Here is a 16911-nt window from a genome sequence, read left to right as displayed (position 1 = left end):
GACGATCGCGACTTCACCATCGCCGGCGTCGTGGCGCCGTCCGCGCTCAAGCGCGCCGACAGCGAAGCCGCGGAAGGCGAAGAGGGTGAAGACGGCGAAGAAGTGGCAGCCGACGAAGTCCCGACCACCGCACAGGGCGATGGCGAGGACGGCGAAGGCGGCGAGGACAGCTAAGTCCCCTCCCCCGCTTTTTCCGCACATGGTGGATAGGAAGACCGGCTTGTTCTATCGAACAGGCCGGTTTTCTTTTTGGGCGGCACGGCACTCGCGGAAAGGCAGCGCATAGATCATGCAATTATGGGTGGGCCTCGGCAATCCGGGCGCGGAGCACAGCATGCAGCGGCACAATGTCGGCTTCATGGCGGCCGACGCGATCGCCGAAGTGCATGGCTTCGACAGCGTCCGCACGCGCTTCCAGGGCTGGACGCAGGAAGGCCGGATCGGCGGCGAGAAGATCCTGCTGCTGAAGCCCGCCACCTACATGAACAAATCCGGCCAGTCGATCGGCGAGGCGATGCGCTTCTACAAGCTCGATCCCGAGGACGTGACCGTGTTCTACGACGAGCTCGATCTCGAACCGTTCAAGATCCGGGTGAAACGGGGCGGCGGGACGGCCGGGCATAACGGGATCCGCTCGACCGATGCGCATATCGGCAACGATTTCCGGCGTGTCCGCATCGGCATCGGCCATCCGGGCGACAAGGCGCGCGTCACCCGTCATGTGCTCGGCAATTATTCCAAGGCCGAGATCGAACCGCTGACCGACCTGCTCGGCGCGATCGCCGCCGAGGCCGAATGGCTCGCCAAGGGCGACGATGCGCGGTTCCTGAACGAGGTGGCGCTGCGATTGCAGGGGTGAGGCCGCGATCGGTTTCTGTTAGGCTTCCCGTAACCGCAGGAGAATCCCCATGCCTTCCATCAGCCGCCGCCATCTGCTCGCCGGGACCGCCGCCGTTGCCGCCCTTTCCGCGATGCCGGCCTGCGCCCAGTCGAACGCGCAATCCGGCGCCGCGGAGGCCGCAACCCCTGATCTTTCCGGCAAGTCGGTCCTGATCACCGGCTGCTCATCCGGCTTCGGCTATCTCGGCGCGCTCCACTATGCACGGGCCGGCGCGAAGGTCTTCGCGACGATGCGCAACACGCCGCGACCCGAAGCGGAAGAGCTGATGCGGATCGCCGAGGAGGAAAATCTCGACCTCGCCGTGATCCGGCTCGACGTCCTGCTCGACCATGAAATCGCCGATGCCATCGCGTCGGTCGAACGGGAGCTGGATGGCGGCATGGTCGACGTCCTCGTCAACAATGCGGGGATCGGTAACGGGCTGACCGTCGAGCTGCAGGACATGGAGGCGACCCAGCTGATCTTCGACACCAATGTGTTCGGCTATCAGCGCATGGCGCGGGCCGTGCTGCCGGGCATGCGGGCGCGCGGCTCGGGCCAGATCTTCAACGTCTCCTCGCAGCTCGGCCGGGTCATCGCCATCGGCTACGGCCATTATTGCGCGACCAAATTCGCCGTCGAGGCGATGAGCGAGCAGATGGCCTATGAGCTGGTGCCGCATGGCGTGGAGGTCACGATCATCCAGCCCGGCGGCTACCCGACCGAGATCTGGCGCAACTCCAACCGCTATACCGAACAGCTGCTGGACCGGCTGAGCGAGGCGGAGGAAGCGGCCTATCTCGCCTTCGTCCAGAATGCGATGCGGACCGGCGGCGGGAGCGACACCGATCCGATGGATATCCCGCGGGCGATCGCGGAGATCATCGCGATGCCGCCGGGCACCCGGCCGCTGCGCCGCGCCGTCCATCCGCGCCGCATTCCGCAGGAGGAGATCAACCGCGTCGCGCGCGAAACCCAGCTGGCCATGTATGGCGGCAGCCAATTCGCGCCGTGGGTGGAATCGGTTCTCGATTGAGCCTATCTGGCTGCCCGACAGTCGAACAAACCGAAAGACAATCATGGGTTTCAAATGCGGTATTGTCGGCCTGCCCAATGTCGGCAAGTCGACCCTCTTCAACGCGCTCACCGAGACGCAGGCGGCGCAGGCGGCCAATTATCCCTTCTGCACGATCGAGCCCAATGTCGGGAAGGTCGCGGTGCCCGATCCGCGGATCGACCGGATCGCGGAGATCGCCGGATCGGCGCAGAAGATCGAAACGCAGCTCGAGTTCGTCGATATCGCCGGGCTCGTCAAAGGCGCGTCCAAGGGCGAAGGGCTCGGCAACCAGTTCCTCGCCAATATCCGCGAGGTCGACGCGAGCGTCCATGTCCTGCGCTGTTTCGAGGATGACGACATCCAGCATGTCGAGAACCGGATCGATCCGATCGCCGATGCCGAGACGGTGGAGACCGAGCTGCTGCTCGCCGATCTCGAATCGGTCGAAAAGCGAGTCGAGAACGCGAAGCGCCGCGCAACCGGCGGCGACAAGCAGGCCAAGGCGATCGCCTCGGTGCTCGGACAGGCGCTCGACCTGCTCAAGGACGGCAAACCGGCGCGGCTGACCGAGCCCAAGGACGAGGAGGAAGCGCGGCTGTTTCGCGAGGCCCAGCTGCTGACAGCGAAGCCCGTGCTCTATGTCTGCAATGTCGACGAGGCCTCGGCGGCAGCCGGCAACGCGCACAGCGCCCGCGTCTTCGAGAAGGCGAAGGCCGAAGGCGCGGAAGCGGTCGTCATATCGGCGGCGATCGAGGCGGAAATCGTCACCATGGATCCCGAAGACCGGCCCGAGTTCCTGGCCGATCTGGGACTCGAGGAAACCGGCCTCGCCCGCGTCATCCGCGCCGGCTACCAGCTGCTCGACCTGATCACCTTCTTCACCGCCGGCCCCAAGGAAACGCGCGCCTGGACCGTCGCGCGCAACGCCAAGGCGCCCCAGGCGGCCGGCGTTATCCATACCGATTTCGAACGCGGCTTCATCCGCGCCGAGACCATCGCGTTCGACGATTATGTCGCCTGCAACGGCGAAAGCGGCGCGCGCGACGCCGGCAAGCTGCGCCAGGAAGGCAAGGACTACACGGTCGCCGACGGCGATGTGATGCTGTTCAAGTTCAACGTCTGAGCAAGTTTACGTTTGCGTAAACGTAATGCTCTGATACAATCGCTTGTATGATCTATTTCGAAGATATCGAGCCCGGCGCGAAATCGGCTTTCGGCCGCTATGAAGTCACGCGCGAAGAAGTCATCGATTTCGCGTCCAAATACGACCCCCAGCCTTTTCATCTCGACGACGAGGCAGCGGCGAAAACCCATTTCGGCAAGATCGCCGCGAGCGGCTGGCACACCTGCGCAATGGCGATGCGGATGATCGCGGATAACATGGAAAGCAATCGGCAGGCGGGTCTGGGCGGCGCAGGAGTCGACGAATTGCGTTGGTTCCGGCCGGTTTTTCCGGGCGACGTACTCCGCTGCGAGAGCGAAATCCTGGACAAGACCCCGTCGAGGAGCCGCCCGGACATGGGCTCCTATCGCGGTCGGACGACCGTTTTCAACCAGCAGGACGAGCCGGTCATGTCCTTTGTCTCGATCGGCCTGATCCGGCGGCGGCCGGGCGAAGAATAGCCTTTGGTAAACCGGGTTTGCCGCTGCGCCTGACGCGCCGTCATCGCGCGCAGCGAAGCAATGACGGTAAATAAGGCCTAGTCGCCCTCGAATTCGACCAGCGATTCGACGGACACGCCGGCTTCGCGCAGCTTCGCGCCGCCGCCGAGATCCGGCAGGTCGATCACGAACAGCGACTGGCCGACCGTGGCGCCCGCTCCCCTCAACAGCCTGACCGCGGCAAGCGCGGTACCGCCGGTCGCAAGCAGGTCGTCGACGAGCAGGATGCGCGCACCCTGCGGGATGGCGTCGTGATGCATCTCGAGGCTGTCGCTGCCATATTCGAGCGCATAATCCTCGGTCAGGGTCTTGCCGGGAAGCTTGCCGCGCTTGCGCACGAGCACGAGGCCCGCGCCCATTTCGCGCGCCAGCGCAGCGCCGAACACGAAGCCCCGCGCCTCGACCCCGGCGACCGCGTCGATCGGTCCGTCGGCCATGGCGGCGAGCCGCTCGACCGACGTGGCGAATCCCGCCGGATCGAGCAGCAAGGTCGTGATATCGCGGAACTGGATTCCCGGCTTGGGAAAGTCGGGGATCGTTCGGACCAGCGCCTTCAGATCGGCGTTGCGTTCAGCCCCGCCGTCCATCGCCTAGTGCTTCTGGTCGCGCCAGATATTCTTGTAGGCGAGGAAGGCGAGCGTCGTGAGGAAGATCAGGAAGATCAGGACCGCCCAGCCGGTCGCCTTGCGTTCTTCCATCTTCGGCTCCGCCGTCCAGATCAGGAAGGCCGTGACGTCGTACGCCATCTGCTCGACTGTCGCTTCTGTGCCGTCGGCATAGGTCAGCTGGTCGGCGAACAGCGGCGGCGGCATGGCGAGATTGAGGTTCGGGAAATACGGGTTGTAGTAGAGCCCGACGCCCGGCTGCAGTTCGTCCGGCAGATCCGCGGGCGGGTCTTCGTAGCCGACGAGCAGCGAGTAGAGATAGGCCGCGCCCTCTTCGCGCGCCTTCGTGATCAGCGAAAGGTCGGGCGGATAGGCGTTGTTGTTCGCGGCCCGGCCGGCGACTTCATTGGCATAGACCAGCGGGAAGTGATCGGCGGCAACCGCGCTGCGGGTCGTATCCTCGCCGGTATTTTCGTCCACGGTCGGGACCTGGATCGGCCACTGATCGGCGATGGCGTCGACTTCGGCCTCGGTGAAGCCGAGATCGGTCAGGTTGCGGAAGGAGACATATTCCAGGCTGTGACAGGCGGCGCACACCTCGCGGAAAACCTGGAAGCCGCGCTGCAGCTGCTGCCGGTCGAAATGGCCCAGCGGGCCGTCGCTCGGAAAGCTGACGTCTCTCGCATGGTGATGATAGTCATATGCCGTTGGCCCGCCTTCTTCCTCGGTGGCGAAGGCGATGGCGCCGATAATCAGCGAATAGGCCAGCACGCCCACAAAGCCGAGACCGACGAGAAATCCAATAACGCGAACCATGTCTCGAAACCCCTTATTCGGCCGCTGCGGGCTGCGCCGCGCTCTTATCCTTGCCGAGCACCGCTTCGGTGATCGAGTTCGGCAGCGGCAGAGGCCGCTCCGTCCGCGAAATCAACGGCAGGATGATGAGGAAATGTGCGAAATAGTACATCGAAGCGATCTGGCTGATCATCACATACGGCTCTTCGGCCGGCGCGCCGCCGCAATAGCCGAGCACCAGGATATCGACGACCAGCACCCAGAACCAGATCTTGAACCGCGGACGGAACTTGCCCGAACGCACCGGCGACTTGTCGAGCCAGGGCAGGAAGAAGAGCAGCAGGATCGATGCGAACATCGCCAGCACGCCCCAGAGCTTCGCCGGGAGGATGAAGTCCACGGTGAAGGCGCGCAGGATCGCGTAGAAGGGCCAGAAATACCATTCGGGCACGATATGCGCGGGCGTCGAGAGCGGATTGGCCTCGATGTAATTGTCCGCATGGCCGAGGAAGTTCGGCGCGAAGAACACCATGATCGCCAGCAGGATCAGGAACACACCGGCACCGAAGCCATCCTTCGCCGTGTAATAGGGATGGAACGGGATCGTATCCTGCGGCCCCTTCACGTCGATGCCGGTCGGATTGTTCGATCCGGGCAGATGCAGCGCCCAGATATGCAGGATCACGCAACCCGCGATCACGAAGGGCAGCAGATAGTGGAGCGAGAAAAAGCGGTTGAGCGCGGCGTTATCGGGCGCGAAACCGCCGAGCAGCCATTGCTGGATCGTCTCGCCGACCAGCGGGATCGCCGCGAACAGGCCGGTGATGACCTGCGCGCCCCAGAAGCTCATCTGACCCCAGGGAAGGACGTAGCCCATGAACGCGGTCGCCATCATCAGGAGGAAGATGACGAGACCGAGCAGCCACACCATTTCGCGGGGCGCCTTGTACGAACCGAAATACAGTCCGCGGAAAATATGGATGTAGACGACGATGAAGAAGAAACTCGCGCCGTTCGCGTGCAGATAGCGCATCAGCCAGCCGGAATTGACGTTGCGCATGATGTGCTCGACCGAGGCGAAGGCGATTTCGCTGTTCGGCGCATAGTGCATGGCGAGCACGACGCCGGTGACGATCTGGATCACCAGCGCGAGGCCGGCCAGAACGCCGAAATTCCAGAAATAGTTGAGGTTCCGCGGTACCGGATAGCCGGCGCCGACGGAATTATAGACGAGGCGCGGAAGCGGCAGCCTTTCGTCCATCCACTTCATGAAAGGGGATTTGGGGGTATACTGTTCTGCCCAGGGGAAGCTCATGTCAGTCTGCCTTACCCGATCGTGACGGTTGTGTCGGAAGTGAACGCATATTCCGGCACCACAAGATTGGTCGGTGCCGGGCCTTTGCGGATGCGGCCGGCGGTGTCGTAGTGGGAACCGTGGCACGGGCAGAAATAGCCCCCATATTCGCCCTTGTTCTCGCCCGGTGCGGCGCCGAGCGGAATACAGCCCAGATGGGTGCAGACGGCGAGCGAGATCAGCCATTGCTCATAGCCTTCCGCCGTGCGCTCTGCGAGCGTTTGCGGATCGCGCAGTTCCGAAACGTCGACGGCGCGGGCCTCTTCGATTTCGGCTTCGGTCAGATGGCGGATGAACAGCGGCTGCTTGCGCCAGCTCGTCTTGATCGTCTGGCCCGGCTCGATGGCCGACAGGTCGACGTCGATCGACGCCAGCGCCAGCACGTCGGCGGACGGGTTCATCTGGTTCACCAGCGGCAGGATCGCGATCACGCCGCCGACACCGGCAACGCTTACCGCGGCAATGTTGAGAAAATCGCGCCGGCGCACGCCTCCCTCTTCGGGCTGTTCGCTCGCCGGTTGCGCTACATGGTCTTCTGTCGCCATTCCTCGGGCCTTCATGGTTCATCGGACATCGGGACAAGTGAACGGGCCGCAGCCCCTGCCCCAGCGGCTTCTTGGCGCGCCTGATAGCCGCCCTGAGGGCCATTTGCCAACAGCGTTTTTGACCGGCTTGTGACTCTGCCCGTCCGATGCCAATGAACGGGGCATGCGAATTGCCCTGTACCAGCCCGATATCGCAGGAAATGTGGGAACGATATTGCGCACTTCCACCTGTCTCGGTGTACAGGTCGACATCATCGAACCGTGCGGTTTTCCCTTTTCGGACCGCAGGTTGAAGCGGGCGGGGATGGACTATGCGGCGGCAGCCCGAGTGAATCGCCATGCCGACTGGGCCGCGTTCAGCGAGTCGCGGCCGGGCCGGATCGTGCTCCTCACCGTGGCCGGCGATACGCCGCTTCCGGAGGCGCGATTCGCCGCGGGCGATGTGCTGCTGGCGGGATCCGAAAGCGCGGGCGTGCCCGATCATGTCCATGATGCCGCCGCGGTGCGGATCCGCATTCCGATGCGGGCTGGATTTCGTTCCTTGAATGTCGCCATTGCAACGGGCATCGCTCTCGGCGAAGCCCTGAGACAAACCGGAGAATGGCCCCGATGATCGCACTCGACGCCCAGCAGAAGGCCGCGCGCGCGGCTTTCGAGAAACTGCGCGACCGGATCTGCGCCGAATATGAGGCGATCGAGGCCGAAGCCGGGAGCGACGCGAAATTCGTCTACACCCCGTGGGAACGGCCGGACGAAACCGGGGCGCCGGGCGGCGGCGGCGTCCAGGGGCTGATCAAGGGCAAGATATTCGAAAAGGCGGGCGTCAACGTCTCGACCGTGGCCGGCCAGTTCAGCGAGGAATTCTCGAAAACGATCCATGGCGCGGAAACCGATCCGCGATTCTTCGCAACGGGAATCAGCCTCGTCGCGCATATGGCCAATCCGCACGTCCCCGCCGTGCACATGAACCTGCGCTTCCTCAACACGACCAAACGCTGGTTCGGCGGCGGTGCGGACCTCAACCCGCCGATCCCCTACAAGGAGGACACCGATTTCTTCCATGCCGAGCTGTTCAAGGCGTGCGACGCGCACGAGCCCGGTGATTACGAACGATTCTCCAAATGGGCCGACGACTATTTCTGGATCCCGCACCGCAATGTCGCACGCGGCGTCGGCGGCATATTTTTCGATCATCTGGAGATCGACGGCGACGACGCTTTCAATGCGCACCTCGCCTTTGTCGACCATGTCGGCGACGCTTTCCTGAAAGCCTTTCCCGCACTCGTCCGCAAGCGGATGGCCGAGGAATTCACCGACGAAGAGGAAGAACGGATGCTCGAATGGCGGGGTCGCTACGCCGAGTTCAATCTCGTCTACGACCGCGGCACGCTGTTCGGGCTGAAGACCGGCGGCAATATCGATGCGATCCTGATGAGTCTGCCGCCCCGCGCGATATGGAAATGAAGCTGATCGGGATACCGCCCGGCCATGTGGCCGAGGTGGTGACCTATCTCGACATGCGCGAACCACCGAAGCCGGCGCCGCTGCCCTCCTCTCCACTGCGTCTCAACCGCTGGCAGCCCGTCGACCTTGCCAAATACCGGCTGTTGTTCGAGCGGGTCGGCGCGCCCTGGCTCTGGTATTCGCGGCTCGTGATGGAGGATGTGGCGCTCGACGCCGTCATCAATCAACCCGACATCCGGTTCCACGCCGTCGAGGATCTGCGCGGTATCGAGGTCGGCATGATCGAACTCGATTTCCGTGAGCCGGGACAATGCGAAATCCAGTTTTTCGGGCTGGTGCCGGAGCTTGCAGGCAAGGGATATGGCCGCTGGCTGATGATGCAGACCCTGACGCTGGCCTGGCAGCCGGGCGTCGACCGGGTCCATCTCCATACCTGCACGCTCGATCACCCGAACGCGCTCGCCTTCTACCGGAAGATGGGGTTCGTGCCGCGCGGACGGGCGGTCGAGACCTTCCCCGATCCGCGCCTCGCCGGGATCCTGCCGCGCGATTGCGCGCCGCATGTGCCGATACTGGAAGGCTAGGCGAAAACCTCGGGCGTGCCGGCGCCCGTCAGCTGACGGTAGATCGCGACCTGCATCAGCGCGAAGACCGTCGTCCCGGCCGCGGAGACGATCCCCGTAACGAACGCGAGCAGCGCCGTGCCGGTGCCGCCCGGCGCCATTTCGAGCCCGGCGATCGCGAAGACCGTGCCGAACACGAACGACACGGCGACGGAGATCAGCAGGAAGACGATCCCCACGATCAGCAGAAAGGCGAAGATCGGCATGGCGTTGCCCTTGGTCACCGCGAAACTGCGCTGGATGGCGGTCAACGGATTGCGGATCGCCTCGTTGATCGCGATCGCGCCGACCGGAGCAAGCCGGGATGCGAGATACAGGCCCGGGACGATGAACAGGACGAGGCCCGCGCCGACGATCAGGTTGGTGAGGATGTTGATCAGGAAATAGAAGGGCAGGAACAGCAGCGCCGCCTTGATCGCCTCGCCGACCGTCGGACGGTCCGACGCCATGACCAGCGTCCAGATCGCGAGCTGTCCCACCATCTGCACCAGACTCACCAGAATGATCAGCGGTAGATAGGGCTGGATCGCCGCCACGATCGCCCCGATGCTGGAAACATCCGCGATCGGCGGAAGGATGAAGGACAGCGCCAGTCCGGGAAGCAGGAAGAAGACGCCCGCAATCGCGACGAGCAACTGCATTTCGCGGCCCAGCAATTGCCGGACCTCGTCCCAGCCGGCGCTGGGCGAAAATCGGAGTGTGTCAGCCATGGCGCCTTCATGCGGCGTGATGATCGGCGGCACAAGCCCTTGATCGCCCCTCCCTTCCCGCACATCTAGTCGGCAATGGACACCGACGATATCGAATGGCGCGTTTCGCCCGGCCTGACGGACTATCCCGAAGCGCTGGCCGAAATGGAGGAGCGCGCGGCCGCGATCCGGAGTGGCGACAGGCGCGAGTGCATCTGGCTGCTCGAACACCCGCCGCTCTACACGGCCGGGACGAGCGCCGATCCCCGGGAGTTGCTCAGCGCCGACCGCTTCCCGGTCTACACGGCCGGCCGCGGCGGCCGGTACACCTATCACGGGCCGGGCCAGCGGATCGTCTATGTCATGCTGGACCTGTCCCGGCGCGGGCGCGACGTTCGCCATTTCGTCCATTCGCTCGAAGGCTGGACGATCGCGAGTCTCGCCGATCTCGGCGTCGCCGCGCGGCGCGCCGAGGGCCGGATCGGCATCTGGACGGACGACGGCGATGCCGAGGCCAAGATCGGCGCGATCGGCGTCCGCATCCGCCGCTGGGTCAGTTTCCACGGATTCGCGCTCAACGTCGCGCCCGATCTTGCGCATTTCGACGGGATCGTACCCTGCGGGATCGCCGAATATCCGGTCACCAGCCTGGCGCGGCTCGGCAAGACGGCCGATATGGGCGCGGTCGACACGGCGATCCGCGATCGATTCGCGGATTTCCTCAAGGCCTTGGAATCGCCGCCGATAAACGGTTGATCGCCGCGGGCCGATGGATAAGCTTGTGGCGCCGAATCGAGGGCGCTATCGGGTTGGTTAACGAGGAGGCAGTGATGCGCATTTCGACGAAAATTTTCGGGGGTTCGACGGCCGTCCTGGCGACGCTGGCCTTGGCCGCCTGCGGCGGCGGCACGGACACCGCGACGACCGACGAGGATACCGCGGTCACCGATGTCGACCCCGGCGAAGGCGACGGCACGATCAACGACACGACGCTGATCGACGGAACGATCGGCGCCGAGGAAGCGATGGGCATGGAAAGCCGGATGCCCGCCGACAGTGCGGAACCGAGGCCGTCCGGCCCGGCAGACGAGGCCGGCGGTCCGGAGCCGGCGAATCTGCCGGCGGACGAACCCGAAGCCGCGCCCGCCGCCGAAGACGATGCGGCCGGCGACGGGGATGGCGGCGAATAGGCACGCGGCCGCGCGCCGGGCCGAGTCCGGCCGGCGACCAACCGAGCCGGACCGGCTTACACCAGCGACGGCTTGCTATAGTAAGAACACGAGTGAGGGAGAGTGACAATGCGTAAGATCGGTGCCGCGCTGGCCGGGACGGCCGCCATGCTGGGGGCCGCGATATCCGCCCCCGCCTCCGCCCAGATTTTCTTCTATCCGCCCGAACACGAGGGCCAGCCGGTCACCGGCGCCGAGCCCGGCCTGTTCGTCCCGACGATGACCGGCGGCCAGCCGGCCGATATCCGCGCGAACCTCGTCTGGAACCTGCGGTCGAGCCTCAACGTAGCGGCGCTCAACTGCCAGTTCTGGCCCTCGGTCATGTCGGTCGACAATTACAACGCCATTCTCACCCATCATGCAGACGAATTGAACGACGCCTATGAAGGCCTCAAAAGCTATTTCCGGCGGACGGCCGGACGCCAGTGGCAGGCGACGATGGATGAATATACCACGACCATGTACCAGAGCTATGTGCGGGTCGGATCGCAGCGCAGCTTCTGCCATGCCGCCGCCGAAACGGCGCGCGACGCGCTCGCCCGGCCCAAGGGCCAGCTCCACGTTACCGCGCAGAACCGCATGCGCCAGATGCGCAACAGCCTGGTATCCTATGCCGACGCGACGATGCCCTATCACCAGCCCGTGCCCGTGCCGCCGCTGCTGCGGCTCGAAGAGAGCTGCTGGCGGAGCACCAGCTACAATACGCGCCGCTGTTAAGAGCGCCGATTCATAGCCTTGCCAAAATCGCCGGGGGCTTGCATCCCGGCCGCGATGCCTGACCCCGTCCATCACCGCATTGCCGCCCGCCATCTGCTCGTGCCAGGGCGCGGCGTCGCCGGCATCCGCCATCTCGCAGCGTTCCTGCCCGAGGTCGACCGGATCGACCGGCGCCGCTCGCCCCGTACCGACAGCGACGCGGTGGCCGGCTGGGGCTACAAGCCGACCGCGAAGCGCGCGCGCGCGATCGCCGAACACCAGGCGCTGCCCTATATCGCGCTCGAAGACGGGTTCCTGCGCTCGATCGGGCTGGGTGAGGCCGGCGCGCCGCCACTCAGCCTGATCGCCGACGATATCGGCATCTATTACGACGCGCGCTCGCCCTCGCGCATCGAACAACTGCTCGAGGACGGGGGCTGGCAGACCCCTGAACTGTTGTCACGCGCGCGCGAAGCGATGCGGCGCATCGCGGAACATGGACTGAGCAAGACGAACGCCGCGCCGCACTTCGATCGGCGGCTCCTGCCGTCGACCGACAAGCGGCGCGTGCTGGTCGTCGACCAGACCTTTGGCGACGTTTCGATCGCGGGCGGGCTCGCCGATACCGGGCGCTTCGCCGAGATGCTGGATGCGGCCAGGCGCGATGAACACGGCGCCGAGATCATCGTGCGCCGTCATCCGGCGGTCGCCGCCGGTCTCAAGAAAGGGTGCATCCCGGGCGATGCGCTCGACGGCGTCACCCTGCTCGACAGCGAGGCACGCGCCGCCGATATCCTGGCCGAGGTCGATTCCGTCTATTGCGTGACGAGCCTGATGGGGTTCGAGGCGCTGATGCTCGGCAAGCCCGTGCGCTGTTTCGGCATGCCCTTCTATGCCGGCTGGGGCGCAACGCAGGACCAGATCCGTTGCGAGCGACGGACCGCGCGCCGGTCCGTCGAGGAAATATTCGCCGCCGCCTATCTCCTCTATTCGCGCTATGTCGACCCGATCAGCGGTGCGCCGACGACCCTGGAAGCGACGATCGACCGGCTGCGCGACTGGCGGCGGATCGCGGACCGCAATGCCGGGCATTTCGCGGCGGTCGGCTTCACCCCCTGGAAACGCGCGGCGGTCCGCAACATGCTGGCCGGCCCGCGCAACAGGATCCGTTTTCACGGCTCGGTCGGCAGCGCTCAACGGGATGCGGAAGCGCATGACGGCCGCATTCTCATCTGGTCGGGCAAGGAAGATCCGGCGAAGCGCGACCAGCTCGACCATGGCCGGGCGCCGGTCTGGCGGATGGAAGACGGATTTCTCCGCTCGCGCGGGCTCGGTTCCGATTTCCACCTTCCCGCCTCCATCGTGATCGACGATCGCGGCATGTATTTCGACCGGCACGGCAGCTCCCGGCTGGAGACCATTCTCGAAAGCGCCACATTCACGCCGGAACTGCTGGATCGCGCCGTGCGGCTGCGCGAGAAACTCGTATCGGCGAAGATCAGCAAATATAATGTCGGCGGCGATGTCGCAATCGATCCGCCGGGTGGCCGCCGCGCCATCCTCGTCGTCGGCCAGGTCGAGGACGATCGCTCGATCGAACGGGGCACGGCGGATATCCGGACGAATCTCGGCCTGCTCGAGGCGGTGCGCGCCGATCATCCCGACGCGTTCATCGTCTATAAGCCGCATCCCGATGTCGAGACGGGCAACCGGACCGGCCGCATCCCGCTGGAGCGGTGCAAGGCGCTGGCCGACCAGATCGTCCGCCACGCCAATATCGATACCTGTATCGCGGCCTGCGACACGCTGGCGACGATGACCTCGCTCGCCGGGTTCGAGGCGCTGATGCGCGACAGGACGGTGCTGACCTATGGCGGCCCCTTCTATGCCGGCTGGGGACTGACCGAGGATCGGCTCTCCTTCGAACGGCGCAACCGCACCCTCTCGCTCGACATGCTCGTCGCGGGTACGCTGATCCTCTATCCGCGCTATATCCATCCGCCGACGCGCCTGCCGTGCACGCCCGAGGAGATAGTGGACTGGCTCGCCGACGACGCGCCCGATCCCGGCCACAAGAGGCTGCGCTGGCTGCGCGCGCTCTGGAACAGTCTCAGCGGCGCCAAGCCCGTCCAATATTAGGGTCTACGGAATGCCGAGCATCTTGTGGGTCTGCAGGGTCAGCCGCCATTCGGGATGCGCGCGGACATAGTCCATCGCCGCCGCCATGGCCGCCTCGCCCTCGTCGCAATCCATGGGCTGGATCAGGAAATGGGCGAAGTCCCATCCGGCCAGTTCGGCCGGATCGATGCCGTCCTGCGGCCAGACCAGCTTCAGCTCGTCGCCGGATCGCTGGACGACTTCGCTGCCGGCCTTCGGGCTGACGCAGAGCCAGTCGATGCCCGCGGGCGCGGGAAGCGTGCCGTTGGTTTCCACCGCAATCTCGAAGCCCGCGCCATGCAGCGCGTCGATCAGCGCGGCATCGAGCTGGAGCAGGGGCTCGCCGCCCGTGCAGACGATATAGGCATGGGCGCGATCCGCGCCCCACAGCTCGCCCGCTTTCGCCGCGACCGCATCGGCATCGGCGTAGCGCGCGCCGTTCTCGCCGTCGGTCCCGACGAAATCGGTATCGCAGAATCGGCACACCGCGGTCGCGCGGTCCTGTTCCCGGCCCGTCCAGAGATTGCAGCCGGCGAAGCGGAGGAACACGGCGCGGCGCCCGGCCTGCATCCCCTCCCCCTGCAGCGTCAGGAACATTTCCTTGACGGCGTAGCTCACGGTTTTTCCGCGTAGATCGTCGGGTCCTCAAGTCCGGCCTCGGCGAACCCCTTGGCGCGCAGCCGGCAGCTGTCGCACAGGCCGCAATGCCGGCCATCGGGCGTCGGATCGTAGCAGGACCAGCTCATCCCGGCATCGAGCCCGAGCCGTGCGGCCTCGGCGGCGATATCGGCCTTGCTCATGGCGAGCAGCGGGGTGCGGACGGCGAAGCGATCGCCTTCGACGCCGGCCTTGGTCGCGAGGTTCGCCATCGTCTCGAAACTGCGGATGAAATCGGGCCGGCAGTCCGGATAACCCGAATAGTCGAGCGCGTTGACGCCGATGAAGATGTCGCGCGCGCCCGCCGCCTCGGCCCAGCCCAGGCAGAGCGCGAGGAAGATCGTGTTGCGCGCCGGCACATAGGTGACCGGAATATCGTCGCCGACGCCGGTCTTGGGGACGTCGATATCGGCGGTCAGCGCCGAACCGCCGAACTGCGAAAGATCGAGCGGCAGCACGATATGCCGATCGACGTCGAGCGCGGCGGCGACAGTGGCGGCCGCTTCCAGCTCGATCCGGTGGCGCTGATTATAGTCGACGGTGAGCGCGAACAGCCGGTAGCCGGCTTCACGCGCCAGCCCGCCCGTAACCATCGAATCGAGCCCGCCCGACAGGAGCAGGACCGCATATTTTTCGCTATCTTCAGCCATCGGCGACGCAGCTATGCCTCGATCCGCCCCTGCGCAAGTTCTGCCGGAAATAAAAGACCGCCCGGAAGGGCGGCCAGTTCCGGGCGAAACGGCCCGTTAGGGAGGAAAGTGTGCCCCATGAAAGACACGCGCCTAGGATTAAACGAAGATGGTAAACGGGTGGTTAACGCCCGGCGGCGCGGCGCCAAACCTCAGGAGCAGGCGCCCGTGCGGCGGGCCTCGTACACATGGTGAAACGGGCTGCCGTCGTGAATGCCCTGGGTGTCGATCCGTGCCAGTCGCGGCGTTTCCGCGGAAACGGTCGTCTGGCCCCAGCCCGCGCCCGAACAATCGTAGCGCGCGGTGACCGAATCGCTGTCCTGGCTCAGGATGCGGCGCGGACAGGCGCGGCCGGAATGGCGAACCTGGAGCAGCCGCTCGGGATTGCGCACGCAGATATGCTGCGGCGTCCGGCCCGACCGGCCGAGATCGCGCAGCTCCCAGATACCGGTCTGCAGGCCCGACAGCGCCGCCGGCGCCTGCGCGGCACCGGGCGTCGCGAGCAGGACCATGGCCGCCGCGCCCAACAGGGCCGGCTTCAGTCGGGTGATATCGCGCATGTGCACTCCCATAGCAGATGGCGATAGCCCGCCATCTGGGCCGATTTGTAGCAAAAATAAGGTGAACCGGCCCTGAAACCCGGTTTTTTCACCTACAGTTCAGTCACTTCGATCGGAAAGCTCTTCGCGCAGAACTCGCAGTTCACGCGAATCACCCCGTCCGCGTCGGCCATGTCGGCATGTTCGCCGGCGCTGAACTGGCCGACGACCTGGCGGATATGGACCGGATCGCAACGGCATCCCTTGCCGAGCGGCATCGCCGGCAACACGCGGATTTCGCCCTCGTCGTGAAACAGCCGCCAGACGACGGCCTCGAGCTCCAGTTCGGGATCGGCGAGTTCGTCGGGGGTCACAGTTTCGCCGAGCGTCTTCACATGCTCCCACTCGGGATGGTCGAGACGGACATGGAGCCGTTCGCGCCCCTCCTCGCCTTCCGCCAGATGCTGGAGCAGCAGGCCGCCGGCGATCCATCGCCCGTCCGCCCCTTTCGAAACGGCGATGCGCAAAAGGCTCGGAATCTGTTCGGACTGGACGAAATAATGTTCGGCCGCCTCGGCCAACGATCCGCCTTCCAGCGGGACGATGCCCTGATAGCGTTCGCCGGTCACCGCCTGGTCGAAGGTGATGGCGAGATAGCCCTGGCCGAACAGGGCGAAGAGCGACGGATCCGCCGGCGCCATGGCGAGGCGCTCGGCATCGTGACGGACATAGCCGCGCAGCTCGCCGCCCTTGTAATCGGCGACCAGCAGTTCGACGACGCCGCTCTGCGTCTGCGCCTGGATCGTCAGCTGGCCGCCCGCGTCCTTGAGCGTCGACCCGAACAGCGCGGCCAGGACGAGCGCCTCGCCGAGCAGCTGCGCCAATGGATCGGGATAGGCATGGGCATCGAGCACCTCATCCAGCACCGGCCCGACGCGCACGACTCGCCCGCGCGCGTTGCGCCCGGGAATCGAGAAGCCGAGCGAACTGTCCATCCGCGTTTCGGTCATCCGATCAGGCCGAAACACCAGCGCAGGATCGCCTTCTGGGCGTGGAGGCGGTTTTCCGCTTCGTCCCAGATTGCCGATTGCGGACCGTCGATGACGTCCGCCGTCACTTCCTCGCCGCGATGCGCGGGCAGGCAATGGAGGAAAATGGCGTCGTCCTTCGCGGCCGCCATGATGTTCTCGGTGACCTGAAACGGTTCGAGCGCCGCGAGCTTGGCGTCGCCGCCCTTCTGCCCCATCGAAATCCAGGTGTCGGTGACGAG

General features: G+C 65.3%; 20 protein-coding genes and 1 pseudogene. 11 read left to right on the top strand and 10 right to left on the bottom strand.

The window, feature by feature from the left end:
- Positions 1-289 precede the first annotated feature (289 nt).
- The 4 genes from pth to ACTS1X_RS01900 are packed head-to-tail and all read left to right on the top strand — an operon-like array spanning position 290 to position 3560.
- Complete coding sequence (gene pth, locus ACTS1X_RS01915; protein ID WP_442612699.1) at positions 290-859, top strand: aminoacyl-tRNA hydrolase; 570 nt, start codon at positions 290-292, stop codon at positions 857-859.
- Between the two features lie 49 nt (positions 860-908).
- Entirely contained in the window at positions 909-1916 is a 1008-nt protein-coding gene (locus ACTS1X_RS01910; protein ID WP_442612698.1) for an SDR family NAD(P)-dependent oxidoreductase, read from the top strand.
- A 43-nt stretch (positions 1917-1959) separates the two neighbouring features.
- The gene (ychF, locus tag ACTS1X_RS01905) at positions 1960-3060 is read left to right on the top strand and encodes a redox-regulated ATPase YchF (RefSeq protein WP_442612697.1); all 1101 of its coding nucleotides are present in this window, start codon (positions 1960-1962) and stop codon (positions 3058-3060) included.
- Between the two features lie 47 nt (positions 3061-3107).
- Positions 3108-3560 carry a MaoC family dehydratase gene (locus ACTS1X_RS01900; RefSeq protein WP_442612696.1) on the top strand — a complete coding sequence of 151 codons (453 nt, stop codon included), beginning with the start codon at positions 3108-3110 and terminating at the stop codon, positions 3558-3560.
- A gap of 77 nt (positions 3561-3637) precedes the next feature.
- Here ACTS1X_RS01900 and ACTS1X_RS01895 read toward each other — a convergent pair whose 3' ends face one another.
- The 4 genes from ACTS1X_RS01895 to petA are packed head-to-tail and all read right to left on the bottom strand — an operon-like array spanning position 3638 to position 6898.
- Entirely contained in the window at positions 3638-4186 is a 549-nt protein-coding gene (locus ACTS1X_RS01895) for an adenine phosphoribosyltransferase (protein WP_442612695.1), read from the bottom strand.
- Between the two features lie 3 nt (positions 4187-4189).
- On the bottom strand, positions 4190-5020 hold the full coding sequence (locus tag ACTS1X_RS01890; RefSeq protein WP_442612694.1) for a cytochrome c1: 831 nt from the start codon (positions 5018-5020) through the stop codon (positions 4190-4192).
- A gap of 13 nt (positions 5021-5033) precedes the next feature.
- Positions 5034-6314 (bottom strand): cytochrome b, encoded by a 1281-nt coding sequence (locus ACTS1X_RS01885; protein ID WP_442612693.1) that lies wholly within the window; start codon positions 6312-6314, stop codon positions 5034-5036.
- An 11-nt stretch (positions 6315-6325) separates the two neighbouring features.
- Positions 6326-6898, bottom strand: a complete 573-nt coding sequence (gene petA / locus ACTS1X_RS01880; RefSeq protein WP_442612692.1) for a ubiquinol-cytochrome c reductase iron-sulfur subunit — start codon at positions 6896-6898, stop codon at positions 6326-6328.
- Positions 6899-7061: 163 nt separating this feature from the next.
- On the opposite strand from petA, the gene ACTS1X_RS01875 reads away from it, so the two are divergent.
- Genes ACTS1X_RS01875 through ACTS1X_RS01865 form a run of 3 tightly spaced genes read left to right on the top strand, consistent with a single transcriptional unit; the run spans position 7062 to position 8946 of the window.
- Entirely contained in the window at positions 7062-7511 is a 450-nt protein-coding gene (locus ACTS1X_RS01875) for a tRNA (cytidine(34)-2'-O)-methyltransferase (protein WP_442612691.1), read from the top strand.
- On the top strand, positions 7508-8362 hold the full coding sequence (gene hemF, locus ACTS1X_RS01870) for an oxygen-dependent coproporphyrinogen oxidase (RefSeq protein WP_442612690.1): 855 nt from the start codon (positions 7508-7510) through the stop codon (positions 8360-8362). Before ACTS1X_RS01875 ends, hemF begins: the two co-directional genes overlap by 4 nt.
- Entirely contained in the window at positions 8359-8946 is a 588-nt protein-coding gene (locus tag ACTS1X_RS01865) for a GNAT family N-acetyltransferase (protein WP_442612689.1), read from the top strand. Before hemF ends, ACTS1X_RS01865 begins: the two co-directional genes overlap by 4 nt.
- Here the strand turns inward: ACTS1X_RS01865 and ACTS1X_RS01860 are convergent.
- A complete protein-coding gene (locus ACTS1X_RS01860; protein WP_442612688.1) occupies positions 8943-9695 on the bottom strand; it encodes a hypothetical protein in 753 nt (250 codons plus the stop codon). The two genes, ACTS1X_RS01865 and ACTS1X_RS01860, sit on opposite strands and share 4 nt — an antisense overlap.
- Positions 9696-9770: 75 nt before the next feature.
- Between ACTS1X_RS01860 and lipB the strand changes: the two genes are divergently transcribed.
- The 4 genes from lipB to ACTS1X_RS01840 all read left to right on the top strand — a co-directional run bounded on the left by lipB (position 9771) and on the right by ACTS1X_RS01840 (position 13738).
- Positions 9771-10430: a lipoyl(octanoyl) transferase LipB gene (lipB, locus tag ACTS1X_RS01855; protein WP_442612687.1), complete on the top strand. Its 660-nt coding sequence runs from the start codon at positions 9771-9773 to the stop codon at positions 10428-10430.
- Between the two features lie 74 nt (positions 10431-10504).
- Positions 10505-10864, top strand: coding sequence for a hypothetical protein (locus tag ACTS1X_RS01850; RefSeq protein ID WP_442612686.1), 360 nt, complete (start codon positions 10505-10507; stop codon positions 10862-10864).
- Positions 10865-10972: 108 nt separating this feature from the next.
- On the top strand, positions 10973-11620 hold the full coding sequence (locus tag ACTS1X_RS01845) for a hypothetical protein (RefSeq protein ID WP_442612685.1): 648 nt from the start codon (positions 10973-10975) through the stop codon (positions 11618-11620).
- A gap of 54 nt (positions 11621-11674) precedes the next feature.
- Positions 11675-13738: a capsular polysaccharide biosynthesis protein gene (locus ACTS1X_RS01840; RefSeq protein ID WP_442612684.1), complete on the top strand. Its 2064-nt coding sequence runs from the start codon at positions 11675-11677 to the stop codon at positions 13736-13738.
- A 3-nt stretch (positions 13739-13741) separates the two neighbouring features.
- Here ACTS1X_RS01840 and queE read toward each other — a convergent pair whose 3' ends face one another.
- The 5 genes and pseudogenes from queE to ACTS1X_RS01815 all read right to left on the bottom strand — a co-directional run.
- Positions 13742-14374 carry a 7-carboxy-7-deazaguanine synthase gene (queE, locus tag ACTS1X_RS01835; protein WP_442612683.1) on the bottom strand — a complete coding sequence of 211 codons (633 nt, stop codon included), beginning with the start codon at positions 14372-14374 and terminating at the stop codon, positions 13742-13744.
- Positions 14371-15063, bottom strand: a complete 693-nt coding sequence (gene queC / locus ACTS1X_RS01830) for a 7-cyano-7-deazaguanine synthase QueC (RefSeq protein WP_442612682.1) — start codon at positions 15061-15063, stop codon at positions 14371-14373. Before queC ends, queE begins: the two co-directional genes overlap by 4 nt.
- 191 nt (positions 15064-15254) lie before the next feature.
- Positions 15255-15662 (bottom strand): DUF3617 domain-containing protein, encoded by a 408-nt coding sequence (locus ACTS1X_RS01825; RefSeq protein WP_442612681.1) that lies wholly within the window; start codon positions 15660-15662, stop codon positions 15255-15257.
- 92 nt (positions 15663-15754) lie between these two features.
- The gene (gene hslO, locus ACTS1X_RS01820) at positions 15755-16651 is read right to left on the bottom strand and encodes an Hsp33 family molecular chaperone HslO (RefSeq protein WP_442612700.1); all 897 of its coding nucleotides are present in this window, start codon (positions 16649-16651) and stop codon (positions 15755-15757) included.
- Positions 16648-16911: pseudogene (locus ACTS1X_RS01815) on the bottom strand (ornithine carbamoyltransferase); the annotation flags it as partial. The pseudogene ACTS1X_RS01815 and the gene hslO, both read right to left, overlap by 4 nt.

This window comes from Parasphingopyxis sp. (assembly GCF_052168275.1).
Classification (GTDB): Bacteria; Pseudomonadota; Alphaproteobacteria; order Sphingomonadales; family Sphingomonadaceae; genus Parasphingopyxis.
Note: the sequence above shows the minus strand (reverse complement) of the source record. Positions and strands in the feature narration are given on the sequence as shown.